This is a genomic window from Pseudomonas bijieensis (assembly GCF_013347965.1).
Classification (GTDB): domain Bacteria; phylum Pseudomonadota; class Gammaproteobacteria; order Pseudomonadales; family Pseudomonadaceae; genus Aquipseudomonas; species Aquipseudomonas bijieensis.
The window spans coordinates 6,594,401-6,620,819 of sequence record NZ_CP048810.1 but is presented as its reverse complement, the minus strand read 5'-3'; the positions used below and the strand labels follow the sequence as shown (position 1 = coordinate 6,620,819).

At 62.2% G+C, this 26,419-nt stretch carries 25 protein-coding genes and 4 pseudogenes; 18 read left to right on the top strand and 11 right to left on the bottom strand.

What is annotated here, in order from left to right; all coding sequences use genetic code 11:
• Position 1: 1 nt before the first annotated feature.
• Positions 2–970: a GlxA family transcriptional regulator gene (locus tag GN234_RS29430; protein WP_176689482.1), complete on the bottom strand. Its 969-nt coding sequence runs from the start codon at positions 968–970 to the stop codon at positions 2–4.
• 91 nt (positions 971–1,061) lie between these two features.
• On the opposite strand from GN234_RS29430, the gene GN234_RS29425 reads away from it, so the two are divergent.
• On the top strand, positions 1,062–1,844 hold the full coding sequence (locus GN234_RS29425) for an MBL fold metallo-hydrolase (RefSeq protein WP_176689481.1): 783 nt from the start codon (positions 1,062–1,064) through the stop codon (positions 1,842–1,844).
• On the opposite strand, the gene GN234_RS29420 is transcribed toward GN234_RS29425, so the two are convergent.
• Positions 1,841–2,704 (bottom strand): aldo/keto reductase family oxidoreductase, encoded by an 864-nt coding sequence (locus GN234_RS29420; RefSeq protein ID WP_176689480.1) that lies wholly within the window; start codon positions 2,702–2,704, stop codon positions 1,841–1,843. The two genes, GN234_RS29425 and GN234_RS29420, sit on opposite strands and share 4 nt — an antisense overlap.
• A gap of 100 nt (positions 2,705–2,804) precedes the next feature.
• Here GN234_RS29420 and GN234_RS29415 point away from each other — a divergent pair, with 100 nt between their 5' ends.
• The 5 genes and pseudogenes from GN234_RS29415 to GN234_RS29395 all read left to right on the top strand — a co-directional run bounded on the left by GN234_RS29415 (position 2,805) and on the right by GN234_RS29395 (position 8,503).
• Positions 2,805–3,758: a LysR family transcriptional regulator gene (locus tag GN234_RS29415; RefSeq protein WP_176689479.1), complete on the top strand. Its 954-nt coding sequence runs from the start codon at positions 2,805–2,807 to the stop codon at positions 3,756–3,758.
• A gap of 694 nt (positions 3,759–4,452) precedes the next feature.
• Positions 4,453–5,133, top strand: coding sequence for an SOS response-associated peptidase family protein (locus GN234_RS29410; RefSeq protein ID WP_176689478.1), 681 nt, complete (start codon positions 4,453–4,455; stop codon positions 5,131–5,133).
• A gap of 108 nt (positions 5,134–5,241) precedes the next feature.
• Complete coding sequence (locus GN234_RS29405; RefSeq protein ID WP_109755517.1) at positions 5,242–5,622, top strand: RidA family protein; 381 nt, start codon at positions 5,242–5,244, stop codon at positions 5,620–5,622.
• Positions 5,623–6,157: 535 nt separating this feature from the next.
• Complete coding sequence (locus GN234_RS29400; protein WP_176689477.1) at positions 6,158–6,490, top strand: DUF6124 family protein; 333 nt, start codon at positions 6,158–6,160, stop codon at positions 6,488–6,490.
• Between the two features lie 248 nt (positions 6,491–6,738).
• A pseudogene (locus GN234_RS29395) lies at positions 6,739–8,503 on the top strand (L-lactate permease).
• 103 nt (positions 8,504–8,606) lie between these two features.
• Here the strand turns inward: GN234_RS29395 and GN234_RS29390 are convergent.
• Complete coding sequence (locus GN234_RS29390) at positions 8,607–8,942, bottom strand: hypothetical protein (RefSeq protein ID WP_109755520.1); 336 nt, start codon at positions 8,940–8,942, stop codon at positions 8,607–8,609.
• 247 nt (positions 8,943–9,189) lie between these two features.
• Between GN234_RS29390 and GN234_RS29385 the strand changes: the two genes are divergently transcribed.
• Positions 9,190–9,846 carry a polysaccharide lyase family 7 protein gene (locus GN234_RS29385; RefSeq protein WP_109755521.1) on the top strand — a complete coding sequence of 219 codons (657 nt, stop codon included), beginning with the start codon at positions 9,190–9,192 and terminating at the stop codon, positions 9,844–9,846.
• Positions 9,847–9,864: 18 nt separating this feature from the next.
• Here GN234_RS29385 and GN234_RS29380 read toward each other — a convergent pair whose 3' ends face one another.
• The 3 genes and pseudogenes from GN234_RS29380 to GN234_RS29370 form a co-directional block, all read right to left on the bottom strand.
• The gene (locus tag GN234_RS29380; RefSeq protein WP_109755638.1) at positions 9,865–11,097 is read right to left on the bottom strand and encodes a nucleoside permease; all 1,233 of its coding nucleotides are present in this window, start codon (positions 11,095–11,097) and stop codon (positions 9,865–9,867) included.
• 222 nt (positions 11,098–11,319) lie between these two features.
• A pseudogene (locus GN234_RS29375) lies at positions 11,320–12,397 on the bottom strand (sugar phosphate isomerase/epimerase family protein).
• On the bottom strand, positions 12,394–13,569 hold the full coding sequence (locus tag GN234_RS29370; RefSeq protein ID WP_163857961.1) for a Gfo/Idh/MocA family protein: 1,176 nt from the start codon (positions 13,567–13,569) through the stop codon (positions 12,394–12,396). The pseudogene GN234_RS29375 and the gene GN234_RS29370 overlap by 4 nt, the downstream one beginning before the upstream one ends.
• Positions 13,570–13,736: 167 nt before the next feature.
• On the opposite strand from GN234_RS29370, the gene GN234_RS29365 reads away from it, so the two are divergent.
• Positions 13,737–14,735, top strand: coding sequence for a LacI family DNA-binding transcriptional regulator (locus GN234_RS29365; RefSeq protein ID WP_163857958.1), 999 nt, complete (start codon positions 13,737–13,739; stop codon positions 14,733–14,735).
• A 175-nt stretch (positions 14,736–14,910) separates the two neighbouring features.
• Here GN234_RS29365 and GN234_RS29360 read toward each other — a convergent pair.
• Together GN234_RS29360 and GN234_RS29355 are read right to left on the bottom strand one after the other, a co-directional pair.
• A pseudogene (locus GN234_RS29360) lies at positions 14,911–16,003 on the bottom strand (SMP-30/gluconolactonase/LRE family protein).
• Positions 16,004–16,099: 96 nt separating this feature from the next.
• Positions 16,100–17,230 carry a sensor histidine kinase gene (locus GN234_RS29355; protein ID WP_109755526.1) on the bottom strand — a complete coding sequence of 377 codons (1,131 nt, stop codon included), beginning with the start codon at positions 17,228–17,230 and terminating at the stop codon, positions 16,100–16,102.
• A gap of 244 nt (positions 17,231–17,474) precedes the next feature.
• Here GN234_RS29355 and GN234_RS29350 point away from each other — a divergent pair, with 244 nt between their 5' ends.
• Positions 17,475–18,440, top strand: a complete 966-nt coding sequence (locus GN234_RS29350; protein WP_109755527.1) for an EamA family transporter — start codon at positions 17,475–17,477, stop codon at positions 18,438–18,440.
• A 214-nt stretch (positions 18,441–18,654) separates the two neighbouring features.
• Positions 18,655–19,515, top strand: coding sequence for a CAP domain-containing protein (locus GN234_RS29345; RefSeq protein WP_163857956.1), 861 nt, complete (start codon positions 18,655–18,657; stop codon positions 19,513–19,515).
• Positions 19,516–19,713: 198 nt separating this feature from the next.
• Here the strand turns inward: GN234_RS29345 and GN234_RS29340 are convergent, their stop codons facing one another.
• Complete coding sequence (locus tag GN234_RS29340; RefSeq protein ID WP_109755529.1) at positions 19,714–20,247, bottom strand: cysteine hydrolase family protein; 534 nt, start codon at positions 20,245–20,247, stop codon at positions 19,714–19,716.
• A gap of 39 nt (positions 20,248–20,286) precedes the next feature.
• Positions 20,287–22,014, bottom strand: a complete 1,728-nt coding sequence (ggt, locus tag GN234_RS29335) for a gamma-glutamyltransferase (RefSeq protein ID WP_116832839.1) — start codon at positions 22,012–22,014, stop codon at positions 20,287–20,289.
• 162 nt (positions 22,015–22,176) lie between these two features.
• Here ggt and GN234_RS29330 point away from each other — a divergent pair, with 162 nt between their 5' ends.
• Positions 22,177–22,608, top strand: coding sequence for a GNAT family N-acetyltransferase (locus tag GN234_RS29330; RefSeq protein WP_176689476.1), 432 nt, complete (start codon positions 22,177–22,179; stop codon positions 22,606–22,608).
• A gap of 58 nt (positions 22,609–22,666) precedes the next feature.
• On the opposite strand, the gene GN234_RS29325 is transcribed toward GN234_RS29330, so the two are convergent.
• Complete coding sequence (locus GN234_RS29325; protein ID WP_163857952.1) at positions 22,667–23,017, bottom strand: hypothetical protein; 351 nt, start codon at positions 23,015–23,017, stop codon at positions 22,667–22,669.
• A gap of 142 nt (positions 23,018–23,159) precedes the next feature.
• On the opposite strand from GN234_RS29325, the gene GN234_RS29320 reads away from it, so the two are divergent.
• From GN234_RS29320 to GN234_RS29290, 7 genes and pseudogenes are all read left to right on the top strand, one after another.
• Positions 23,160–23,420: a hypothetical protein gene (locus GN234_RS29320; protein ID WP_109755533.1), complete on the top strand. Its 261-nt coding sequence runs from the start codon at positions 23,160–23,162 to the stop codon at positions 23,418–23,420.
• A 2-nt stretch (positions 23,421–23,422) separates the two neighbouring features.
• Positions 23,423–23,758 (top strand): DUF6388 family protein, encoded by a 336-nt coding sequence (locus GN234_RS29315; protein WP_109755534.1) that lies wholly within the window; start codon positions 23,423–23,425, stop codon positions 23,756–23,758.
• A gap of 234 nt (positions 23,759–23,992) precedes the next feature.
• Positions 23,993–24,386: pseudogene (gene tusD / locus GN234_RS29310) on the top strand (sulfurtransferase complex subunit TusD).
• Positions 24,387–24,749, top strand: coding sequence for a sulfurtransferase complex subunit TusC (tusC, locus tag GN234_RS29305; RefSeq protein ID WP_109755535.1), 363 nt, complete (start codon positions 24,387–24,389; stop codon positions 24,747–24,749). It begins immediately after the preceding pseudogene.
• Complete coding sequence (gene tusB, locus GN234_RS29300) at positions 24,749–25,042, top strand: sulfurtransferase complex subunit TusB (RefSeq protein ID WP_109755536.1); 294 nt, start codon at positions 24,749–24,751, stop codon at positions 25,040–25,042. Before tusC ends, tusB begins: the two co-directional genes overlap by 1 nt.
• A complete protein-coding gene (locus GN234_RS29295) occupies positions 25,039–25,374 on the top strand; it encodes a TusE/DsrC/DsvC family sulfur relay protein (RefSeq protein WP_116832841.1) in 336 nt (111 codons plus the stop codon). Before tusB ends, GN234_RS29295 begins: the two co-directional genes overlap by 4 nt.
• On the top strand, positions 25,371–26,372 hold the full coding sequence (locus GN234_RS29290) for a glycosyl transferase family protein (RefSeq protein ID WP_176689475.1): 1,002 nt from the start codon (positions 25,371–25,373) through the stop codon (positions 26,370–26,372). Before GN234_RS29295 ends, GN234_RS29290 begins: the two co-directional genes overlap by 4 nt.
• The last annotated feature ends 47 nt before the right edge of the window (positions 26,373–26,419 follow it).

Genomic DNA, 26,419 nt, shown 5'->3' with positions numbered 1-26,419 from the left:
GTCATACACGCCCGAACTTGCGCCGGTATTGCACCGGCGTCAGCCCGGTCAGCGCCTTGAACATGCGCTGCAAGTTGGAGCTGCTGCTGAAACCCAGCTCGGCGCCGATGCTGGCAAGAGGCAGCGCCGTCAACGTCAGGCGTTCGCTGACCTGGTTCAACTTGATGCGCCGGGCATAGGTCGCGACCGCCTGGCCCGTTTCACGGCTGACCTTGCGTGCCAAGGTACGCTCGGACACCGCCAGCTCGCTTGCCAGTGCCTGAACGGTGATCCGCTCGGCCGGCATCTGTTCGATCAAGCCATGCAACTGCCGCAGCCATCCGCTGGGTTGCTCGATCAGCGCACTGCCTTGGAACGCTCCATGGGCAATGGCCGGGCGCGGCAGCACCATGAGCCGGGTAATGTCCCGCAGCACGTCGCTGCTGACGCTGCGTTCGATGAGTTTTTCGGCGATGGGCAGGTAGCCGTTCACTCCGGACGCGGTCGCCGTGCGTTCGTTGAACACGCAGTTCTGCTCGCTTTGCCAAAGGACTTTTCGATACTGCTGCTGCATCGCTTGCGCCAGCCACCAGGTCACCGTCGCGCCCTGCCCGTCCAGGCGACCACTGGCGGCCAGCAGGCAGACGCCGGTGCAATAGGACCAGAGCCGCAGCGTTCGGGCAAGCTTGGACAGCGCGCTCACGAGAGCCGTTTGATCAACCAGCAGCGCATTCACCTGCTCGGCCGATTCGGCCCAGAAGCCGGGAACCAGGACAGCATCCAGCGCGATGCTGCCCAGGGCCGCTTCCGCGTGCAGGGTCACGCCATGGGCACACACCACCGGCCCGGCTTGCAACGCGATGTAGCGTGCCTCGAACAACGTCAGCCCTCTTCTGCGGTTGGCGGCATGCAGCAGATCGGCGAAGGCAAACAGGCCGGCGGGCATGCAGCCGGGAAACAGAAGCAGACCGATTCGGATTTTTTTGGTCATGGCTTGAAACGAATCAAAGATGTCAGATCCGGCCATTATGCACACGGAACCGGAGCGGCACCATGAAGCGCTCGCTCAACAGGAACGTCTCATGAACATCCAGCAGATCCGTAACGCCACGATCATTCTTCAATTCGGCCCGTATCGCGTGCTCGTCGACCCGATGCTGGCTGCCAAGGGCACGCTGCCGCCGCTTCGACTGTTCGGTGCCACGCAGCGCAATCCGCTGGTGGAGCTTCCGGCTTGCACAGCGAAGGACCTTGAGGCTGTCACCCATTGCCTGATCACCCACTGCCAGAAAGGCCATTTCGACCATCTGGACGGCGCGGCCAAGCGATGGCTGAGGGAAAAACAGATCCCGGTCATCTGCACACCCCATGACGCCCCGTACCTCGCCAAGCGGGGCTTGAATGTCCAGGCGCTTGCCCAGGCACATGACCAACCCCACTCATTCCTGGGCGGCACCATCCGCTCCGTCCGCTGCACCCATGGGCTGGGCCTGGTGGGCAAGTTGATGGAGCACGGCGTCGGCTACCTGATCGAGCTGCCCGGGGAGCCAATCGTCTACCTCAGCGGCGACACCGTACTCACCCCCACCGTGTGCGAATTCATCCTGCGCCACCAGCCGCAGGTCAGCGTGGTCCCGGCAGGCGGGGCCCGCTTCGATGTGGGCGGCGACATCATCATGGGCATCGACGAGACGCTGGAATTCACCCGCCTGTCCCACGGGACCGTGGTGGCCAATCACCTGGAAGCGATCAGCCACTGCCCGACGACCCGCAAGGCCCTCGCCGAAGCCGCCGCGAGGGCCGGTGTCGGAGACCGGTTGTTGATACCGGAAGATGGCGAGACATTGATTTTCCAGGCGGCCTAGACCAGTGCGTCCAGCTCGGCGAGCAGCGGCGCAGGGATCTTCAGCTCACTGGCCGTGAGGTTTTCCCGCAGGTGCGCCAGGGACGATGTGCCGGGAATCAGCAGGATGTTCGGCGCACGTTGCAGCAACCACGCAAGGGCCACACACAGCGGTGACGCCTGCAAGCGCGCCGCCACGCTGGAAAGGGTTTCCGATTGCAGCGGTGTGAAGCCGCCCAGGGGGAAGAACGGCACGTAGGCGATGCTCTGCCGACCGAGGTCAGCGATGAGTTGTTCGTCGTCGCGATGGGTCAGGTTGTAGTGGTTCTGCACGCAGACCACCTGGGCAATGCCCTGGGCCTGCTTGACCTGAGCGGCCGTGACATTGCTCAGGCCCAGGTGGCGGATGAGACCCTGGCGCTGCAACTCGGCCAGTGTCGTGAACGATTCCTCGATGGAAGCCTCCGAGGGCGAATGCAGCTCGCCCCACACCCGCAGGTTGACTACGTCCAGGACCTCCACGCCCAGGTTGCGCAGGTTGTCGTGGACCGCCCGAGTCAGCTCGGCGGGGCTGTGGGCCGGGTTCCAGGACGCATCGGCACCGCGAACGGCACCGACCTTGGTCACGATGACCAGATCCTTGGCGTAAGGGTGCAGCGCTTCGCGGATCAACTGGTTGGTGACATGGGGCCCGTAGAAATCCGCGGTGTCGATGTGGTTGACCCCGTTCGCCACTGCTTCGCGCAGCACGGCGATGGCGGCCGCCGGATCTTTCGGCGGCCCGAAGACCTGGGGCCCCGCCAACTGCATCGCGCCATAGCCCATGCGATTGATCGTGCGATCACCCAGTGAAAAGGTGCCTGCCTTGCCTGCAATGTTCATCTCGTGCCCCTCGGATCAATGTAAGTGGGCCGACTATAGGCGTTGACCACTTCATTGATAATCAGGTGCAATCAGCACGGGCTGTACGGCGGAGAGAACAATGGCGACGGATATTCAAGACTTGCTGGCCTTCGTGGCCGTGGTCAATGCAGGGGGCTTTCGTGAAGGCGCGCGGATGAGCGGCAAGTCTGCCTCGAGCCTCAGCGATGCCGTACGCCGGACGGAAAGCCGGCTCGGCGTGCGCTTGCTCAACCGCACCACCCGCAGCGTGGTGCCGACCGAGGCCGGTGCGCGGTTGATGGAACGCATCGTCCCGGCCCTGGGCGAAGTCGAGGCGGCGATGGACGTGGTCAACGATTTTCGCGACCGTCCTTCCGGCACCCTCCGGCTGAACGTGCCGGTCAGCGCCGCCCGCCTGGTGTTGCCGGCGCTCATCACGCCGTTTTTGCAAAGCTATCCCGACATCCGCCTGGAGGTGATCGCCGAAGAGAGCTTCGTCGACATGCTCGCCGCCGGTTGTGACGCCGGTATTCGCTACGACGAGCGTCTGGAGCAGGACATGATCGCCCTCCCCATCGGCCCACGGTTTCAGCGCTTCGCAACAGCCGCATCCCCGGCGTACCTCGACGCCTGGGGGCGCCCCGAACACCCTCGGGATCTGCTCAAGCACGCCTGCCTGCGGGGCAAATTTCCCAGTGGCGCGATGCCGCTCTGGGAGTATGAACGTGACGGCGAAACCATCAGCGTCGACCCGAGCGGTCCGTTGATTGTCAGGATCGGCGGCGCAGTGGACCTGTCGGTGCAAGCTGCAGTGGACGGGTTAGGGATCGTCTACCTGTTCGAGGACTGGCTACGGCCCTACCTGGACAGCGGCGCCCTCGAACCGGTACTCGAACCCTGGTGGCAGCGCTTCACCGGGCCATTCCTCTACTACCCCGGCCGTCGCTACCTGCCCTCGCCGTTGAGGGCTTTCGTGGACTTCATCAATGCACAACGGTATGGGAGCGAGTCTGTCCGCGAGGACGTCGGCACGGCCAACCGCCCCGCAAGCTGATACACCGCTATCGCGAGCAGGCTCGCTCCCACAAGGGTTCGGCGGTGTAGTTGAAAATCCCGCACCGCCACAAATCCATTGTGGGAGCGAGCCCGCTCGCGATGGCGTCGGCACAGCCAACCTCTGCGCAAGCTGACACTCCGCTATCGCGAGCAGGCTCGCTCCCACAAGAGTTCGGCTGTGTAGCTGAAAATCCCGCCCCACCACAATCCATTGTGGGAGCGAGCCCGCTCGCGATGGCGTCGGCACAGCCAACCTCTGCGCAAGCTGACACTCCGCTATCGCGAGCAGGCTCGCTCCCACAAGGGTTCGGCTGTGTAGCTGAAAATCCCGCCCCACCACAATCCATTGTGGGAGCGAGCCCGCTCGCGATGGCGTCGGCACAGCCAACCTCTGCGCAAGCTGACACTCCGCTATCGCGAGCAGGCTCGCTCCCACAAGAGTTCGGCTGTGTAGCTGAAAATCCCGCCCCACCACAAATCCATTGTGGGAGCGAGCCCGCTCGCGATGGCGGTCGTGCATTCACCCCAATGGCCCGCTCGTCTCCCCGCCGCGAGGATTTTCGAACCAAGCGTTTCGCCACGGTTCGGACCTACATGACACCGCTGAAAGCCACCTGATGCGCTTCGACGTCATGCCTTGAACAGCGGGTAGATCAAGGCTTCTTTGCGTTTCACTGCCGGGAGTTTTCGTTATGTGTGACGGTCTTGTTCAACACGTTTCTTCAAAAGACTCCCTGGCGTATTTCGCCCAGCGAGATACGCCCGGCAACCGTTTCGCTACCCTCGTGACGCCCTTGGAGCTGTGCGTGACAACGCCGCCCAAGCCTCAGGAGCGGCATGCCCTGATCAAGCCAGGCATGCAGGTCAGCGCCATTCGCCGGCGCGGTGGGCACTTGGAGTGCATCAAGGTTCGCTGGGGCTGGTCGCCGATCTGGTCGGTGGGAACGATGCCGCCGCTCACGCATCTGCCCTTGCATCTGGTCATGCGTTCCAAAGTCTTCGATCCCATCAAGCACGAAGGCCGCGTACTGGTCGCCGTGGAGGGCTGGTATGAGTCGCAGCCCCCCGCCTCACCCTCTCAGGCGCAACAGCTCACCTACACGACCGACCGGCAATCGACCCCGATCTTCCTGGCCGCCCTGGCCCAGGCCAGCGAGACCCCGTTTGGCTGTGACGGCCTGGCCCTGGTGACGTATGGCGACATCGCCAGTCAACAGCAGCGGGTACTGGCTTTCAGTGCCGAAGATGCACTCGACTGGCTGGCGCCCGAGCTGGGATGGGAGCAGGCACAGCGACTGGCCGCACGCCTGAACGGCGCGCAACCACCCCTTGAACCGGCAGTGACAGCCCAACGTCCGGCCCAGAGGCTTTAATGCTGGGAACAGCGGGCGGCAAGCGCACGGATAAAGGAATGCAGGAACGGCGCAACAATGGACGGTAAACTGCGGCGCTCCTTTTTCTTTTCCAGCATGAGGCTTTGCATGAGCAACCCAGACATCACGTTCGTTCCAGATCCGGATGCGGATTCCATTTCCTCCGACGTCGCCGGCTTCGGCGGCCTGCTGGTTTCCACGCAAATCCCCACCCACGCCGATGGCAGCCTGGAACTGGGCGATATCGCGCTGCAGAGCGAATGCACACTGCAGGCCCTCAAGACCGCCCTGGAGCGCGCCGGCAGTTCCATGGACCGAGTCCTGCACCTGACCATCTATCTGACCGACATGGCGGATCGCGCCGCTTTCAACGAGGTTTACAAACGCTTCTTCGCCAAGCCTTGGCCGGTTCGTGCAGCGGTGGGCGTGGCCGCGCTGGCGGTCGAGGGGATGAAAGTGGAAGTGACGGCGATGGCGGCGAAGGGCTGAACAGGCACATTGCTCTGTTGGCCTGAGTAAGCGCTTTTTGTGGCGAGGGAGCTTGCTCCCGCTGGACTGCGCAGCAGGCCCCGGTTTTTTGTTTCAACGCAGATTTTTTTGGGGCGGCTTCGCCACCCAGCGGGAGCAAGCTCCCTCGCCACGGGTGTTTTGTTAACCCAGGCTCCCAGTCCAGCAGGGGACCTTGTTTATCCCGATGTAGGATCGTTCGGGTTCGGGCTACGTTGTCTTGCGCCATTCCCTACAACTGCGCCAGAATCCGCCGGCTTGTGCGTCTAGGGGGGTGGGCTCTATCGTTTCCGGGTCGCTGACGAATCAGCGATCGGGTTTGGTAGCCCGGTTTTCCTGGCGCACATACATCCTGATGCAAGGGACTTCTACGTCCTCTGTTTTATGGTGGTCATGCGCAGGGCGTTCTCGGACGCGCCGGGTTGCCAGGTAACCGGTCTACCAACCTTCGTATGGCCGCCACCCTTCGTTTGGTAGCGAGAGTGATGGCTCCTATTTCTTATCTGGAGTTTCATCTATGTTCAAACCAACACCCAACCCACCAGACACCGATCCCCACTCAAAAGCGTTCGACAAAGCCGCCGACCGCATCCTCGACCACTACCTCAAGCCCAAACCCAGCAAACCCGAGGCCAATCCAGACCAACTGTTCACCGTCGCCAACGGCGTCGACACCGAAACCCTGCTCGCCAACCTCAGCGAAAACCTGGCCTCGGCCAACGCCATGGTCAGTGACCTGGCCTTCGACCTGGAAGGTCCCAGGCGCCACATCGCCCTGGGCATCCAGCAATTGATTGAACTGAGCGGACTGCTAGCGAACCGCGCGCTGGACAACGTCGAAGCACGCTAGCCGGGCGCATCAACTTTGTGGCGAGGGGGATTTATCCCCGCTGGGCTGCGCAGCAGCCCCAAAAAGGCAGGTAGGGATCAACCTGACACACCGAGTTGACAGACATTGGGACTGCTGCGCGTCCAGCGGGGATAAATCCCCTCGCCACAGGGGTTGCCTGGCAGTCCCCTCCCCCAATCCCCGCCTATACTTCTCTGCCAATCCCCCCTGGGGCCTGCACTTCCAACAATAAAAAGCAGAGGTGGAACATGGTCTGGCAACAAGTCTACGATCCCTTCGGTAATGCGGTGCTGTCCACGCTCCTGGCGGCGGTTCCGGTGGTGGTGATGCTGGCCTCCCCTGGCGTTCTTTCATGTCAAGGCGCACCTGGCGGCGTTGCTGGCCCTGGCCTCGGCCTTGCTGATCGCGATCTTCGCCTTCGGCATGCCCGTCGGCATGGCCGGGTCTGCGGCACTTTATGGCGCGGCCAACGGGCTGCTGCCCATTGGCTGGATTGTCCTCAACATCATTTTCCTGCACCGCCTGACCACCGAGAACGGCTCATTCAAGGTCCTGCAGGATTCCCTCGCACGCATTACCGACGACCGACGCCTGCAATTGCTGCTGATCGCCTTTTGCTTTGGTGCGTTCTTCGAGGGTGCGGCGGGCTTCGGGACGCCGGTGGCGGTGACCGGGGCGATCCTCATCGGGCTGGGCTTTTCGCCCCTGGCCGCCTCAGGCCTGGCACTGATCGCCAACACCGCGCCCGTGGCCTTCGGTGCCCTGGGCACGCCAATCATCACCCTGGCCAAGGTCACCGGGTTGGATGAAATGGAGCTGTCGATGATGGTCGGTCGGCAGTTGCCGTTTTTCTCCGTGCTGGTGCCGTTCTGGTTGATCTGGGCCTTCGCCGGATGGCGCAAGATGCTGGAGGTCTGGCCGGCGATCCTGGTGGCCGGCGTCAGCTTCGCCATCCCGCAATTCCTAGTGTCGAACTACCACGGGCCGATGCTGGTGGACGTCATCGCTGCGCTGATTTCCATGGCTTGCCTCACCGGCTTCCTCAAGGTCTGGAAACCAGCCACGGTGCACACCTCCGCCGCGCTGTCCGGGCGAGTCGACAACTCGAAGATCGACGCCAGCGAGGATGAACAACCCACCGCCAGCGCCGCATTTTCCAGCGACACCCGCCCCGCCGTGCTCCGGGCCTGGATGCCGTGGATCATCCTCACGGTATTCGTGTTCGCCTGGGGCACCCAGGGTTTCAAGAACCTGTTCGATACCCGCCCGGCACTGGACCCGCAGACCCAATCAGCCAAGCTCGACCCCCAAGGCAAGCCGATGCGCGAGGCCAATCCGATCTTCTCGCCCCTGGTGACCTTCGGCACCATCCACCAGCAGATCGAAAAAGTCCCGCCGGTGGTGCCCCAGCCTAAAACCGAGGAAGCGGTCTACAAGTTCAACTGGTTCACCGCCACCGGCAGCGGTATCTTCCTGGCGGCGATTCTCGGTGGCTTGCTGATGGGCTACTCCATCCCGCAACTGCTGCACCACTACTTGCGAACGCTCTGGGTGGTGCGCTACTCGCTGATCACCATCGTGGCAATGTTGGCCCTGGGGTTCCTCACGCGGTATTCGGGCCTGGACGCGACCATGGGCCTGGCCTTCGCCGCCACGGGCATTTTCTACCCCATGTTCGGCACCTTGCTGGGCTGGCTCGGCGTCGCGCTGACCGGCTCGGACACCGCGTCCAACGTGTTGTTTGGCGGCTTGCAACGGGTCACATCCGAGCAGTTGGGCATCAGCCCGGTGCTGATGGCCGCGGCCAACAGTTCCGGCGGGGTCATGGGCAAGATGGTCGATGCCCAGTCGATCGTGGTCGCCTCCACCGCTACCCGTTGGTACGGCCATGAAGGGGAAATCCTGCGCTACGTGTTTTTCCACTCGGTGGTGCTGGCGATTCTGGTGGGCGGGCTGGTGACGTTGCAGGCGTATGTGGCGCCGTTCACGCATATGGTGGTGGGAGGACAGTAGTCGAGGATCAAGCATGATCGGGGCTGTTGTGGCGAGGGGATTTATCCCCTCGCCACAGGTAAGCGCCTTTACAACCGGCGCTCACCTACTTTCAAGCGGGGTGTTACTGAACGCTTTTCAGCTTGACCACATCACCGGACACCGAGGTGGTGTAGCCGGTCAGGACCCAGGCCCAGAACCAGTTTTCCTGGACTTGAGTGTTGATCATGGCATCGCCGCCCTTGGCCTTGATCGCTGCGGTCTGGGCGCGCACGAAACGGTTGTTCTGCTGGATCGGGATCACGCCGAACAGCAGCAGGCCCGTGGCCTTGGCTTCACTGTGGCCGACAACGGTGTATTGGCTGGCATCGTATTGCTGGGTCTTCATCGGGGTGCCGGTGCAACCCGCCAGGGCCAGGCCGAACAGTGCGCAGGCGACAACTTTACTGATGTGGTTCATTGAATACTCCATGAGAAAACGCCCGGGATCCGTCTCTCGGGCGGCGCGTACTCTAACCGATCAGCATCAAATTGACATTATCCCGCGCAATTAGCAGAACTACCTGGGAGGCTCAGCGCAGAGCCATTCGTCAGTTGCCCCTGCAGCCAAACGGGCCCTCGTCGATAACATGGACACTGTGCCACAGAAGGTAATCTTGCCCATTCCGGCTGATGAGTAATGGCCGGTTCTGTTGGAGCATTTGATCATGATTGACCTGACTGTCTGGAACATCACCCTGCCCGTGCAAACACCCGCGCAGGTCGTGGCGACCAAAGCCATGCCGGCCCTGAAAAACAAGTATTTCGACAATAACGGCCAGCGGATCGTCTTCTGGGCGCCGGTCACGGGCTCCCATACCGGCAAAAGCGAATACCCGCGCTCCGAACTGCGGGAAACCAGCAAAGACGGAAAACTGCGCAATTGGCGCTACAACAGCGGCATCAATACCCTCAAGGGCACCCTGGCCGTAAACCAGGTGCCTTCCGAAGGCCGCGTGGTCGTGGCGCAGATCCACGCCAAAGACGCCCCCACGCCGTTGTTGAAGCTGGTGTACCGCTACGCCAAGGGCACCGGCAATATCGACGTGGAGTACCGGGTCAAACCCAAGGACAAGAAGAGCCCGGCGATCTACACCGTGCCAAACGTACCGCTGAACAAAGCCTTCTCCTACTCGCTGCAAATGGACAAGCAAGGCAAGCTCTCGGTGCTGATCAACAACGTTGGCAAACAGGTGAAGCTGGACTCGTCCTGGTACGGCTACGATTTCTATTTCAAGGCCGGCGTCTACACGCTGGATAACAAAGGTTATTCCAACGAAGGCGGGAAAGTGACCTACACCAGACTGGACGTCAGCCACAAATGACTGACGCCCAGCCCTGTCTCAGGCCTTTGACGGCGTAGCGAGCGCCTGCTGGCCGCGGAAGGTAAACAGGAAACAGACGAGCACCAGCAACGCGAACCCGGCCGGGAACAGCCAGATGCTCTGCCAGTCATGCCCGCCAGCCACGACAAAGCGATCGGTCACCTGCCCCGCCACCCAGAAGCCAATCAACATCCCCACACCATAGGTCGCCAGGGTAATCAGGCCCTGGGCCGAGCTGCGAAAACGCTCCGGCGCCTTGGCATCGGTGTAGATCTGCCCCGAGACAAAAAAGAAGTCGTAGCAGATACCGTGCAGGGCAATGCCGGTGAACAGCATGAACGCCAGGTCGCCGTTATTGCCGTAGGCGAACAACACGTAGCGCAACGCCCACGCCAACATACCCACCAACAGCGCCAGCTTGATGCCGAAGCGCTGGATGAACAGCGGCAACAGCAGCATGAACAACACTTCCGATACCTGCCCGATGGCCATCTTCGCCGTCGGGTTGGTCATGCCGGTTTCGGCCAGGAATGGGTTGGCGTTCTGGTAATAGAACGCCAAGGGAATGCAGATCAGGATCGAGGCGATGAAGAACACCAGGTAGCTGCGATCCTTCAACAGCCCCAACGCGTCCAGCCCCAACAATTGCTTGATGCCCCCCGTGCTCGCCTGTTCCTTGAGCGGAGCCGTGGCCGGCAGCGTGAAGCTGTAGAGCCCCAGGACCAGGGACGCGATGGCCGCCATCAGGAAGGTATTGCGCAGGCCGCCTGCCGAGATCGCTTCGCGCGAATCCCAGGCGAACACGAAGCTGATCACCACACCCGCGACGATCCAGCCAATGGTGCCCCACACCCGGATGCGGGAGAACTCCAGCGCCGGGTCGCGCATCTGCCGGAATGCCACGGAATTGACCAGAGCCAGCGTCGGCATGTAGATCACCATGTACACCAGCACGTACGGGTAGAACACGCTGAAATCCGCCGCCGAATACAGCTGATACAGCAACACCGCGCCAAGCAGGTGCAACACCGCCAGGATCCGTTCGGCGTTGAAGTAGCGATCGGCGATCAGGCCGATCACGAACGGCGCGACAATCGCTCCCCACGACTGAGTGGAAAACGCCATGCCGATCTGCCCGCCGCTGGCGCCCAGGGTGCTGGAGAGGAAGGTGCCGAGGGTGACGAACCAGCCACCCCAGATAAAGAATTGCAGGAACATCATCACGCTCAAGCGTGCGTTCATCGTGGTCATGACCATCACCGTTTTATTGTTGTTCTTGTGAAAATGAAAAATCTTGCGCTGCTTTTGTGGCCTGCTTTTGTGGCGAGGGGAGCTTGCTCCCGCTCGGCTGCGCAGCAGTCGTAAAACCGGCTGGCAGGGTGTTTCTGGAAAACCGCGCCAGCCTATTTGGGGCCGCTTCGCAGCCCAGCGGGAGCAAGCTCCCTCGCCACAGGTTTTTTTGCTTTGGGCCGGTTATCTCAACCCCAACAGCCGCCGGTTGGAGTCCTCATCCGCGGTGACACTGGCAAAATCATCGAACGCCTTGCCGGTCTTGCTGATCATGTGCCGCTGGATGAACGCCGCCCCCTTCTGCGGCGCCCTGCTGCGAATCCTTCAGGCAACACTCCCATTCCAGGACCGCCCAACCGCTGAAATCGTATTGAGTCAGCTTGCTGAAGATCGCTTTGAAATCGATCTGGCCATCGCCCAACGAACGGAACCGCCCGGGGCGATCGACCCAGCCCTGGTAACCGCCGTATACCCCGGCACGGGCATCGGGGCGAAATTCGGCGTCCTTGACGTGGAACATGCGGATGCGTTCGTGGTAACGGTCGATGAAGCCCAGGTAGTCCATCTGTTGCAGCAGCAGATGGCTCGGGTCGTAGAGAATCGCTGCCCGTGGATGATGATCGACCGCGTCGAGGAAGCGCTCGAACGAGGCCCCGTCGTGCAAGTCTTCGCCGGGGTGGATTTCGTAGCACAGGTCCACGCCGGCCGCGTCGAAACAGTCGAGAATCGGCAGCCAGCGCCGGGCCAGTTCGGCGAAACCTTGTTCCACCAGGCCCGCCGGACGCTGCGGCCAGGGGTAGAGATACGGCCACAGGAACGCACCGGAAAACGTCGCGTGGGCCTTGAGGCCCAGGCGCTGGCTGGCGCGGGCGGCCAGCTTGAGTTGCTCGATCGCCCATTCGGTGCGCGCCTGGGGCTGGCCGCGCAGATGTGCTGGGGCGAAGTCGTCGAACAGCGTGTCGAAAGCTGGGTGCACCGCCACCAATTGGCCCTGCAGGTGCGTCGATAACTCGCTGATCTCTACGCCAGCCTGGGCACAGGTCGCCTTGAGCTGATCGCAATAATCCTGGCTCTCGGCGGCCCGGGCCAAGTCGATGTATTGCGTGCCCGACGTCGGCAGTTGAATGGCCTTGTAGCCTTGCGACGCCGCCCATTGGGCGATGTTGGCCAGGGTGTCGAACGGGGCTTCGGCGGCCATGAATTGCGCCAGGAAAATACCTGGGCCGCGCAGGCCACTCGGGGTCTTGTCGAGGGTTTTCACAACAGGGAAGCTCCGGTTTGTACGGTGGTCCACTTGGCGTCGCCACGGTGGTTGAGGATGGCGGCCTCGATGAACGCCATGCCACGCAGGCCGGTCTCGATGCCGGGCACGCCGGGGATGTCGGGGCCTTCGACATGGTTGCGAATGGCTTGGGCGAAATCGCCGTAGAGGTTGGCCATGGCCTCCAGATAGCCCTCGGGATGTCCGGCCGGCAGGCGCATGCGACGCTGGGCCGCCTCGCACAGCCACGGCTGGCCGACACCGCTACGCAGGATGCGCAGGGGTTGGTCAAGGGCGCGATGGATCAGGCTCGCCGGTTCTTCCTGGCGCCATTCCAAGGCACCCTTGTCGCCGTAGATGCGAATTTTCAGTGGGTTCTCTTCACCGGTGCAGACCTGGCTTGCGAGCAATACGCCGCTGGCGCCGTCCGCCATCTTGAACAGCATCGCCACGTCGTCATCCAACTGCCGGCCCGGTATATGCGTGCCTAACGCGGCGCATAGCTGTTGGATAGGCTGGTCCGCGACGAACTCGGCCAGGGAAAACGCATGGGTACCAATGTCACCGATGCAACCGCCCAAACCGGACTGCAAGGGGTCGTCGCGCCACTCGGCCTGTTTGTTGCCCTGGGCGGCGACATCCTGGCTGAGCCAGCCTTGGGGATACTCGACCAGCACCTTGCGCACCTGGCCGATCACGCCCGAACGCACCATCTCCCGAGCCTGCCAAACCATGGGATAGCCCAGGTAGGTGTGGGCCAGGCCGTAGAGGCAACGGCTGCCTTGCAGCACCTCCCTGAGGGCCAGCAACTCTTTGAGGTCCAGGGCGGCGGGTTTCTCGCTGAACACATGGAAACCCGCTTCCAATGCCTGGCTGGCAATGGGTGCATGAAGATGATTGGGTGTGACGATCACCAGCAGTTCCATGCGCTGATCCAGCGGCAGGAGCGCTTCGGTGTCGAGCATATGCTGCCAATCGTGATAACAACGGGACGCGGCCAGGCCCAGGGCCGCGCCGGTCTGCCGAGTGTTGTGAGGGTCGCGGCTGAACGCGCCGCACACCAGTTCAAAACCGCCGTCCAGCCCCGCCGCCTGACGATGGGCCTGACCGATGAAAGCGCCCTCGCCACCGCCGACGAAGCCCATTCTTATTTTTCGTACTGCAGGATTCATCGCGATTCTCTTCTTGTCAGCATGATGATGTAACCGGTTACATCATGGCAAAAATCTAGGCTCAGTTTCCTGGTGTGTCAAACCCGATCTGTCCGCACCTGAACATTTGTGAGGCGCTCAACCTGCGGTAAGCTCCCCAACCGTAGCCCCTGCCCCTTGAGGTGATTTTGTCCAACATTCGTGAAGTGGCCCGGCTGGCCGGTGTGTCGGTGGCCACGGTGTCCAGAACGCTGAAATCACCCGAGCGGGTGCTCCCCGAAACGCGGGACAAGGTCAACGCCGCGGTGGAACAGGCCGGCTATCGGCCGAACCTGATGGCGGTGCAGTTCCGTTCCCGCCGCACCGGCAACCTGGTGATCCTGGTGCCGACCATCGCCAACACGTTTTTCGCCCGGGTCATCAGCGGCGCACAGCAGGCCGCGCAGGCGGCGGGCTATCGGTTGCTGCTGTGCGACACCCAGGGCCGGGAAGCCATCGAACGGGAGTTCGCTGCGCTGGTCTACGCCCACCAGGCCGACGGCGTGATTCAGTTGCGCGCCAGCAACCCTTTTGAATCGCTGCCCCCTGGCGCTGAATCCCTGCCGCTGGTCAACGCCTGCGAAGTAGTCAAAGGCGCCCCCTACCCCACCATCAGCCTCGACAACCGGGCCGCCGCCCAGGCCATGACCGAGCATCTGATCGGCCTCGGCCATCGGCGCATCGGCATCATCAAGGGGCCACGCAGCAGTCCCCTGACCCTGGACCGCGTATCCGGCTATCAGGACGCCCTGCGCCAGGCCGGTATTGCCATCGACCCCAACCTGATCTGCCATGGCGACTTCACCTTGAAGGCCGGTGACGATGGCGCCGGCGCGATGCTGGAACTGGCCGACCGCCCCAGTGCGCTGTTTTGTGAGAACGACGAGATGGCCATCGGCGCGCTCAGGCGCATCAAGCAAATGGGCCTGCGGGTGCCCGAAGATATTTCACTGGTGGGTTTTGACGACATCCCGTTCGCCGCCTATTGCGACCCGCCACTGACCACCATTTCGCAACCTGCCGAAATCTTTGGCCAAAAAGCGGTAGAGATGCTGATCGCGCTGATCGAGAAGAAGCCGCTTGCCGAACGGCATGTGGTGTTGCCGTTTGAGTTGACGGTGCGTGGCAGTACGGCATCCCTGGCCTAACAAGGAACCTGTGGCGAGGGGGGATTTATCCCCGTTGGGCCGCGAAGCGGCCCTAAAACCTGACATCTTGGTGTGTCAGGCTCATAAGGTTGACTGAGCTTAGGGCTGCTTCGCAGCCCAACGGGGATAAATCCCCTCGCCACAATGGTCGACAACCTGAAGATCCGTTGCTACATCAGGCAAACGTCGCCCCCCGGGTATTCACGAACAGCGAATACAGCGAGTGGCTGCCGGCCATGAACAGCCGATTGCCTTCCCGCCCGCCAAAGCAGACATTGGGGCAGCGCTCCGGCAGGGAAATGTGCCCGATGGCTTTGCCCTCGGGGTTGAATACCCGCACGCCATCGAGTTTTTTCCAGGTCGGCCTTGGGATCGCCGTTGCCACCCCAGCCACACCAGAGATTGCCGCTCTCATCGCATTTGATGCCATCGATAGCCGCGTAATCCAGGCCTTCGATGTGCTTGCGCCGCTCCCCCAGCGTGCCGTCGTCCTTGACAGTGATCGTCCAGATCAAGCGATTGGGTTTGGCCCGGCCTTCGACCACATAGAGGATTTTCTCGTCCGGGGAGAAACACAATCCGTTCGGCCCCGCCAAGTCGTCGATCACCCGGCTGACCTTGCCGGTTTCACCGTCGATGCGGTACACCGCGTGGGGCTGGGCAGGCGTGACTTTGTGTCCTTCGTAATTGTTGCCGGTCTGGAACGGTGGGTCGGTGAACCAGACCGAGCCATCGCGCTTGCACACGATGTCATTGGGCGAATTGAGCGGCTTGCCCTCGAAACTGTCTGCCAACACGGTAATGGTGCCGTTGTGCTCGGTACGGGTGATGCGCCGACCTTCGCTAGAGGTGGTGGAGCCCTCGCACACCAACAAACGTCCCTGGCGATCGCGGCACATGCCGTTGGAGAAATTGGAGTTCTCGCGGTACACCGACAGGCCACCGGTGACTTCGTCCCAGCGCACGATGCGGTTGTTGGGAATGTCGCTGACCAGCAGGTAACGACCATCGCCCACCCACACCGGCCCTTCCGCCCAACGCAGGCCGGTGGCGAGTTTTTCCACACTGGCGTTGAAAATGCGCAAGTCCATGAAGCTGGGGTCAAGGATATTGATCAGCGGGTCCGGGTAACGCTGGCTCAGAGGCTCGGCCTGAGCCAGCCCCGGCAAGTTACCGAGGGTCGCGGCGGCCGCCGAGACCACCAGGGATCTTTTCAGGAATACCCGGCGGCCCTGATCGGTTGCAATTGCAGATTGCGAAGCATCCATCGTGCGTCTCCGTTAATTATTATTGGACGGGACGACAGTTTTACTACGTGATAAGACATCGTACAAGTATGCGCACCCGTTCGTCCGAACAATCGATCAGTCCGGGTGCAGCGGTATGCGAACGGTAAAGGTCGTGCCGACTCGCGCCTTCGAATGGACCTCAATGGTGCCCTTATGGGCCGATACGATCGCCGAGGCGATGTGCAGGCCCAGTCCGAGCCCGGCCGTGGAACCGTACTGCATCTCACCGCTGCGCAGATGCCGGATCATCGGGTTGAAAATACTCGCAATGGCACCTTTCTCGATAGGCTTGCCCTGGTTGTTGATCGCAATCACTGCCATATCCTCTTCAGCGCTCAACGAAACGGTAATCGGCGTGCCCTCGGCGCCATGCTGGACGGCATTGCCGATCAGGTTGGAGAACACCTGTTCCATGCGTGCCTGGTCAAACAGCCCTTCCAGGGGACCGCTGGTTTCAAAAAGGATTCTGTTTTCCGGGTGATAGGCCCGCGCCTCCTCCACCATGCCTTCGCAGGCCGCCACCAGATCGCCGTTGAAGCGTTGCACCGGAATGCCCGAGCCCAGTTGCGTACGGGTGAAATCCAGCAGATCACCGACGATTTTGTTGGCTCGCTTGACGCTGGTGTAGATGCGCGACGTGATCTTGGTAGCTTTGGCGGGCAGGTCCCCGGCCCGCAGTAGCACTTCGGAGCTCAGCAGGATCGCGCCCAAGGGGCTGCGCAAGTCATGCCCGAGAATGCCGAGAAAGATATTGCGCGACGCATCCACCGCCCCCGAGTAACTGACGACGGACTCGGCCAAGGCCTGATCCACGGCCTCGTTGAAGCGAATCAGATCATCCATGACCTGTTTGTGATCCAGCTGGGTGTGCGGCATCCAGAGCATGAGCACGCTGGTGCGCAGGGCCCGGTATTCGGAAACCATTTGCTCCACGGTGAAACCCGAGGACTGGCGGATAACCGCATGGGTTTCGGCGGCGGTTTCGGCATCAGCCACCGGCGCCTCCCCGTGGGACTTGGCAATCTGTTCCTTGCGCGTTTGCGAGGTGCGCAAGTCGGCGGCGATGGTACGCAACATCTGCTCGGCATGGTCGCGCAGGGCCACGGAATCCATGCCAATGGACGCGGGGGTGATGGTTTTGGCGAAGTCTTCCCACGCCTGAAGAATCGGCTCGATATTGTCGAGAATGAAATCAGCCAGGCGCATGAGTGGTTCCGCAAGAAGGGTAATGCTGTAAACCACACAGCGGCCAGGTTCGTTGTACAGCAAAGCGCCAGACAATGTGCGCGGTCTTGCAAGGTCGCCACGCCGTTGTAGCCGTTGAACAGGCTACGAACCTTGTCTCTTGCCACCCTATGAGGTAAAAACCCTGATGTTGTACGACAACCTATAACCAAAAATAGCTGATCCGGGGCCTGTTGCCCTGGCGGCCGCCTTCGAGACACCTGCCATGAATCGCCCCATCGCCGCACCTGACCTCCCCACGCCATTACCCCGCCACCTCGCGGTACTCGTCCTGCTGTGCATGGGCTGTGCCTTCGCCGGCAACCATGTCGCCGCGCGGGCCGCGTTTGATGACGGGGCCGGCGTGCTGCTGGCAATCCTGTTGCGCTCGGGCGGAACACTGCTGGTGTTGGCGGCGCTGGTGCTCTGGCAGCGACAGAGCCTGCGCCTGCCGTCCGGTGCGTGGCGCTGGCAATTGACCCTGGGGCTGTTGATCGGCGCCCAGAGCCTGTGCCTGTACTCCGCCGTGGCACGGGTGCCCGTGGCGTTGGCATTGTTGGTCGGCAACGTGTTTCCGATCCTGCTGGCCCTGCTGACCTGGGCGCTGGGAGGGCCCCGCCCGACGGCGCGCACCGCCGCGTTGATGGGCATGATCCTGGTGGGCCTGGTGTTCGTGCTGGAAGTGCCGGCACGGTTATCGTCCGGGCAGGACGTCGGCCCGCAATGGCTACTTGGGGTGGGCCTGGCCTTCTGCGCCGCCTGCGTGTTTGCCTGCGCGCTATGGATCACCGATCACAAGCTATCCCAGGTGCGTGGCTCGGTACGCAGCCTGCTGACGATTTTCATCGTCTTCAGCAGCGTCAACCTCGCCGGCCTGACCGGCGCCCTCCCCGGCGGTTTCGACCTGCCGGCCAGCAGTACCGGCTGGTTCGCCCTGGCGACCCTGGTGGTGCTCTACGGCACCGGATTCATTGTGCTGTTCATATCCGTGCCGCGCCTGGACATGCCGCGCAACGCCCCGGTGATGAACATCGAACCGCTGGCAACGTTGCTGATCGGCTGGCTGGTGCTGGACCAGATGCTCAATCCGGGCCAGGTGATGGGTGGCGCGATTGTGGTGACCGGCATCGTGTTGCTGACCTATCGCAAGGTTGAGCGGGACAAGGTGGCTGTGGCTGAAGCGACGAATTGAACTGACCGAATGCCTTTGTGGCAAGGGATTTATCCCCTCGCCGCAAGGGTGTTGTGCCACCTCGCAGAGAGTCTCCGGCCTCCTGAAACTTGTTCCCAAACCCACAGTCCTACCCCAGCCGTGAAAACCTCGCCAACCTGCTGCGACGCGTTTTCCAGCTGATCGGCGCCAAGCCTGGCGCTATGGCAACTCCCCCTCTTGAGCCGTTCGTCCCATGCGCCATCCTGTTCGCTCTTGCCGTTTCGTTTCGCTGTGCTTGTTGACCCTGTTTCCTTTACTCACCAGTCCCGCCCATGCCCGCGGCGAAAGGCAACTGGTGGACGCCATCAACGACTTCCGTGGCCAGTCGCGCCGTTGTGAATGGCGCACGGTACGTGCCACCCAGCCGCTGGTGCTGCGATCGAGCCTGGGCTTGCCGATCGGTTTTCGTGGAGGCCTGCGGGAAACCTTGAAAGACGCCGGCTATCAAGCCCGGGCCGTGCGTAGCATCCGCCTGACCGATGCACGGGACGCCGAAGAAGCCTTTGACATGCTGGCAGACGAACATTGCGCAGCGCTGCTGGACAACCAGTACGCTGACATCGGCGTCAGTCGGGTCGGTGATGAATGGCGCGTGGTGCTGGCGCAGCCCATGGGCGGTACGCGGATGGACGATGCAGGTTCGGCGGACAAGACACTGCTGGCTCAAGTCAACGCCGCCAGGGCCAGGCCGCGGATGTGCGGGAGCCAGCGCTTCGCGGCGGCTCGGCCGCTGAGCTGGAACGCCGCGCTGGGAGCCGCCGCCCAAGGCCACAGCCGGTCGATGGCCCGCGAGAATTTTTTTGCCCACCGCGATCCGGACGGTCGCTCCACCTCCGATCGGGCCAAGAGCGCCGGCTTTCGCGGACGTAAATTGGGCGAGAACATCGCCGCCGGCCAACGCTCACCGAGCCAGGCCCTGCACGACTGGCTCGCCAGCCCGGGGCACTGCGCCAACCTGATGAACCCGATGTTCACCCAGATGGGCGCAGCTTCCGCCAGCGACTCGCGCAGCGATGCGGGGGTGTACTGGACGATGGTGTTAGGCGCTCCTTGAGGAGCCAGAATCGCCCAAACTTGCAAACAGCGAATCTGTGGCGAAGGGGATCCCCACCTGTGGGAGCAAAGCTTGCTCGCGATGAAGATAACGCGGTCTCCCTGGGAACCGAAGCGCATGCATCGCGAGCAAGCTTTGCTCCCACACAACGGGGATAAATCCCCTCGCCACAGGGGTCAGACAACCTTGTCTTTCGGATCAGAGGCGGACTTCAGCAGCCGGCACCACGTCGATCCGCGACACCGCACTGCTCAGCCGCCCCAGCCGGTTGTTGTGGTTGGCGATGATCTGCTCGGCGGACATGCTGCCGTTGGCCACCGTGGAGTGGGCGTCGGCGGCCAGGACCACGTCGAACCCCAAGGCATGGGCCTGGCGCACGGTGGCGTTGATGCAATAGTCGGTTTGCAGCCCGCAGATCACCAGGCGATCAATGCTGCGGGCTTGCAGCAGCGACAGTAGATCGGTCTGGTAGAAGGCGTCCGGCGTGGTCTTGCGCACCCGCAGGTCATCGGCCGCGGTCAACAGGTCGTCGGCCAGTTGCCAGGCGGCAGAGCCATATGTCAACGAGCCTTCCAACTCTTCGTGCTGGACCAGGATCACCGTCAAGCCGAGGGCCCTGGTCTTGGCGGCGAGGTCGTTGATGGTCCGGATGACGCGCTGGATGTCGAAGCATTCCTCTTCGCCGCGGCACAGTGCGTTCTGGACGTCGATGATCAGCAATGCGGTGTTCATGGCTTTCCTCTTGAAAACGCTGCTCGATCCCAACCGCTATCAATAGCCCAGCGATAAGCCGGTGTTGCGACGGGGGTCGTTGGCGCCATAGAAACGGTTCTTGCCGACTGGCTTACCACCCAATGACGGCGCGCCGACCAAAATCGCGGCAATGTGGTTGGGGTCCTGCGGGCCGGCAAACTTGTGCCCCCAGCTTTCCAGCAGTTTCTGGGTATCGGGGCTGGCGGCGAAGGTTTCGAGGTTGGTTTGCTCCGGCATCCATTGCTGGTGAAAACGCGGCGCATCGACAGCCTCCTGGAGGTTCATGCCGTAGTCGATCACGTTGAGGATGGTCAGCAACGTCGCGGTAATGATCCGGCTACCGCCCGGGGTGCCCACCACCATGACCGTCTTGCCGTCCTTGGTGACAATGGTCGGGCTCATGGATGACAGCGGCGCCTTGCCCGGCGCGATGGCGTTGGCCTCGCCCTGCACCAGGCCATACATATTGGGCACGCCGACCTTGGCGGTGAAGTCGTCCATCTCATCATTGAGAATCACCCCGGTCTTGCTCGCCATGACGCCGGCACCGAACCAATCGTTAAGGGTGTAGGTGACCGAAACGGCGTTGCCCCACTTGTCGACGATGGAGTAATGGGTGGTGTTGCTGCCCTCATGGGGCGCCACGCCGGGCTTGATCTTCTGGGAGTCGCCGGCCTTTTGTGGCTCGATCGCCGCCCGCAGCTTGGCGGCGTAGTTTTTATCCAGTAGATGATCGATGGGGTTCTTCACGAAGTCCGGGTCACCCAGGTAGCTGTTGCGGTCCACGTAGGCGTGACGCATGGCTTCGATCTGATAGTGCATGCCCTGGGCCGAATGGAAGCCCAGGTCCTTCATCGGATAACCATCGAGGATGTTCATGATCTGGCACAGCACCACCCCGCCGGAACTGGGCGGCGGCGCCGAGATGATGTGGTAGCCGCGATAGTCGCATTCCACCGGGGCCAGCTCGCGGGTCTTGTACTTGTCCAGGTCGGCCTGGGTGATGATGCCTTTGTTGGCCTGGCTGGACGTGACCAGGGCATCGGCCACCCAACCTTTATAGAAACCATCGGCGCCCTTGGCGGAGATTTCCCGCAGGGTCTTGGCGAGATCTTTCTGCACCAGCTTCTGGCCGACCTGCATCGGTTCGCCGTTATGCAGGAAAATCGCACCGGAGTCGCGCATGTCCTTCTTGAACACATCGGTGGCGGTTTCCAGCAGATCGACATCGCCCTGCTCCAGGGTGAAGCCTTCCTCGGCGAACTTGATGGCCGGGGCGATCAGTTCCGCCCGAGGCTTGCTGCCATACTTTTTCAACGCCAGCTCCATGCCGGAGACAGTGCCGGGCACGCCCACGGCCAGGTGCCCACGGGTGCTGAGGTCAGGAACGACGTTGCCGTCCTTGTCCAGGTACATGTTGGCGGTGGCGGCCAGGGGCGCTTTTTCGCGGAAATCCAGGAAGGTCTTGCGGCCGTCGGCCAATTGGAGCGTCATGAACCCACCGCCGCCGAGGTTACCCGCTGCCGGATACACCACCGCCAGGGCGTATCCCACCGCCACCGCCGCATCCACGGCATTGCCGCCATTCTTGAGCACGTCGACACCCACATGGGTCGCCAGGTGCTGAGCGGTGACCACCATGCCGTTCTCGGCGGCCACCGGCGCCTGGGAGGCAGCAAACGTCGATAAACAACCGAGGGTCAATGACGTAGCGATGAGGGTCCGGGCTAAGGATTCGAACTTCATGAGTCGGTCTCTTCTTGTTTTAAGGATAGGGATCGCTTCAAAAGCATTAGGCAGTATGGCCCGGTTTGTGGAATGCGCCTGTCAGCCGTCGGCTGGGTTACGGCGACATCCCCTTTGAGATAGGCTCGTGCGTTGATTTTTTACTGAATAGGGACATCACCGATGACGCTGCGAATCGAACGCACGGACACGCCCACCGACGAAGAACGTCAGGCCATTCTCGCTCCGCTACGGGCCTATAACACGGCCAAGACTGGCGGGACGGTGCCTGAGCTGGTCGCTTGGCTGGTGCGGGACGAACACGACGAAATTGTCGGGGGGCTCTACGGCCGAGTGTTTTTCCGCTGGCTGTATATCGAGTTGCTGGTGGTGCCGGAACAGGCCCGGGGCCAGGGCACGGGCTCGACCCTGATGCAAATGGCCGAAGAGTTGGCCCGGGAGAAAAACTGCGTGGGCATCTGGCTGGAGACCTTCGACTTCCAGGCGCCGGAGTTCTACCGCAGGCACGGCTTTACGACAGTCGGCCAGATCGACGACTACCCGCCGGGCCACCAGCACTTCTTCCTCCAGAAGCGCCTGGCTCCCGCCGACTGAAACCCCGCCCTGTGGGAGCGAGCCTGCTCGCGATGGCAGGCACCTCGGTCTTATAGAATTAAAGACAAGTCGCCAACGCCGCCAACCGGCGCTTGGCCACGAAGTCGTCATGCTTGGCGTAATAGTTCAACGTCGTACCGTCAGCACCGGTTTGCAAATCGACAAACGCTTCGGCGGAGCGGGTGTAGACCGTCGAGCCCCCCTGCTTGCCCGGTTGCAGGTAGGCGCCAGCATCGACACCGAACACCGCTTCGTCCTGCCAGGAGAACTGCACGCACTGGGCCACGACCTGTTCGGGTTTGTCCGAGGTCATGATCTTGTATGGGGCCTGGGTCCGGGCCTCGTTCATCGCCGAACCCGCGCAGCCGGCCAGCAAGGTTGCGGCCAGGGCCACCGTCAACATTCGCATTGCGTTCACTCATCAAGAAAAAAACGGACTGTAGCACTGCGGCCCCCGCCTTCGTGCTGCTTTACTGAAATTTACACGGGACATCGGCCTGCGATTCGCGCAACCTGTCGCGCCATTGCCACCAGCCATCGCGGAACACTCCATGACCCCCAACGCCGAGTTCTACAAACCCACCGCCGAATACGCCGACAAACTCATCAGCCAGATCGGCCAGACTCCTTCCTGGATCGCCAAGCGAATCGGCGTCACCGACAAGCGGATTCGCTACATTCTCGACGGCGAACGCACCGTCAAGGGCGAAACCACGCCGATCCAGATGACCTACACCGAACAGTTCGCCCTCGAATGTCTCGCGGCTGCGGCCAAGGCCAGCAAAAAGCAGTCTTCATCCCCTAAGGAGTGATCATGGCGGCAACCGAACAGCAACACGAACAGGCCTTGGAAAAGTTTCTCGACGAGCGTCCCGAACTGCGCATCGAGTTGGACCACCTCAACCCGCTGCTGGCCCAGGCCAAGGGCGAGACCGCTGCGCAGTACCGCGCTGAGCGGCTGCATGAAGCCTTCGAAGCCGAGGCCGAACGCCTGGGCCTGTTCGCCTGGGAACTGACCCTGCAACTGACCGCCGCCTCGCCCGAGGACTACCAGGCCCAGCGCCTGGAGGTACATAAGGAAGTGGCGGAAATGGCGGGGATGGAGTGGGCCGAGTATTGCGAACTGCATGGCCTCAAAACCCAAGGCTGAACACATCCCTGTGGCGAGGGGAGCTTGCTCCCGCTGGCCTGCACAGCAGGCCCAAAAAAAGCGACTCAATCAACCTGACATACCGAGTTGCCAGATCCAGGGTCTGCTGCGCAGCCCAGCGGGAGCAAGCTCCCTCGCCACAGGGTTTGCCTCCAAAGCGCTCGCCCGTCTTGGCAATCGCCCCTGCGCCCATAAAGCTTTATCATGGCCGCAGTTTTGCTGATCGGGTCTGTCATGAAGTTCGCCATTGCGCTGTTTTCCGCCGCCCATGCGCCCTCCTCGCGCCGAGCCCTGTTGTTTGCCCAGGCTGCGCTGGCAAGTGGGCATGAAATCGTGCGGTTGTTTTTCTATCAGGACGGCGTTTATAACGCCGCCAGCAGCGTCGTCACCCCCCCAGGACGAACAGGACCTGCCCCAGCAGTGGCGCGCGTTCGTCAGCGACAATCGGCTCGATGGCGTGGTCTGCATCGCGGCGGCGTTGCGCCGTGGTGTGTTGAACGACGAGGAAGCCCAGCGCTACCAGCGTTCTGCGGTCAGCGTCGAAGCACCCTGGGCCTTGTCCGGGCTGGGTCAGTTGCACGATGCGATCCAGGACGCCGACCGTCTGATCTGCTTTGGAGGCGCGTGAATGGCCAAGTCGTTATTGCTCATCAGCCGCCAGGCCCCATGGTCCGGCCCCGGCGCCCGTGAAGCGCTGGACATCGTCCTGGCCGGCGGTGCGTTCGACCTGCCCATCGGCCTGCTGTTTCTCGATGACGGCGTGTTCCAGCTCACGTCAGGCCAAAACGCCAAGGCGGTCCAGCAAAAGGATCTGAGCGCCAACTTGCAGGCATTGCCGATGTTCGGCGTCGAAGACCTGTTCCTCTGCGCCGCCAGCGCCGCCGAACGCGGCATCGCCACCGATGCCCTGGCACTGGGCGAGGTAAAAGTACTGACTGCGCCGGACATCGCCGCGCTCATCGACCGCTACGACCAGGTGATCACCCTCTGATGTCGACTTTGCATGTGTTGTCTCATTCGCCCTTCGGCGATAACCGCCTCGCCAGTTGCCTGCGGCTACTGGGCAATCAGGATGCGCTGTTGCTGTGTGGCGACGCGACGTATGCGTTGCAACCGGGCAGCCCACCGTTTGAAGTGCTGCAAGCCGCTGGCGTGAACCTGTTCGTGCTCGCCGAAGACCTCCAGGCCCGTGCCCTGGACACACCAGACTGGGCCGAAGCCATCAACTATTCAGGTTTCGTCGAGCTATCGATCGAGCACGACAAGGTCAACACCTGGCTATGAAGACGCTGAAGGTGGGCGAGCGCACCATCGCGCTGGACAAGGACGGCTACCTGGCCGACCTTGATGACTGGTCGGCCGAGGTGGCCACGGCTCTGGCAACCGCCGAAGACATTGAGCTCGGCCCCGAACACTGGGAGATCCTCGAACTGCTGCGCGGTTTCTACGACGAATTCCAGCTTTCCCCCGCGACCCGGCCGCTGATCAAGTACACGGCACTGAAACTGGGCGCGAACAAAGGCAACAGCCTGCACCTGAACCGATTGTTCAAAGGCACTCCCGCCAAACTCGCCGCCAAGCTGGCGGGCCTGCCCAAACCGACGAATTGCTTATGACCGACTTTCCATCGCTGTCCCTTGAGACCCCGGCCGAACACCCGTTCGCCCAGTTCGTACGCATCCTTGGCAAAGGCAAGCGCGGTGCCCGCAACCTGACCCGCGAAGAAGCCCGCGAGGCCATGGGCATGGTGCTCGACGAAAAGGTCGAGGACACCCAGCTTGGCGCCTTCCTGATGCTGTTGCGGCACAAGGAAGAAAGCGCCGAGGAAATGGCCGGCTTCACCGAAGCCCTGCGCGAACGCCTGGTGGTCCCGGCGTTGACGGTGGACCTCGACTGGCCGACCTATGCCGGCAAGAAGCGCCATTTGCCGTGGTACCTGCTGGCGGCCAAGTGCCTTGGGCAGAACGGCGTGCGGATTTTCATGCACGGCGGCGGTGCTCACACCGCAGGTCGGCTCTACACCGAACAATTGCTCGGCTTGCTGCAGATCCCGCTGTGCCGGGATTGGCAGCAGGTCGGTAGCGCGCTGGACAACGGCGGCCTGGCCTTCATGCCACTGGTGGACTGGGCGCCGCAAATGCAGCGGATGATCGACCTGCGCAACACCTTGGGCTTGCGCTCGCCGATCCACTCCCTGGCACGGATTCTCAACCCGTTGGGCGCCCGTTGCGGGCTGCAAAGCATCTTCCATCCGGGCTATCAGGCGGTGCATCGCGATGCCAGCGGTTTGCTGGGTGATACCGCCATCGTGATCAAGGGCGACGGCGGCGAGATCGAGATCAACCCGGACGCTGACAGTCACTTGTACGGCACCACCGGTGGCACCAGTTGGGATGAAGAATGGCCGCGACTGTCCGAACAACGCCACGTCAAGCCGGAAAGCCTCGACCCCGAGCACCTGAAGGCCGTCTGGCGCGGCGACGTTGAAGACAGCTACCCGCAACTCGCCTTGATCGCCACCATGGCCCTGGCCTTGCGCGGCCTGGGCCTGGCGCGCGAAGAGGTTTTCGAACGGGCCCGGCAATATTGGGATGCCCGGGATCGATCGATTTAGTCGATCATCAACGCCCAACCTTTGCGCTTTTAGTTCGAACCCATCGG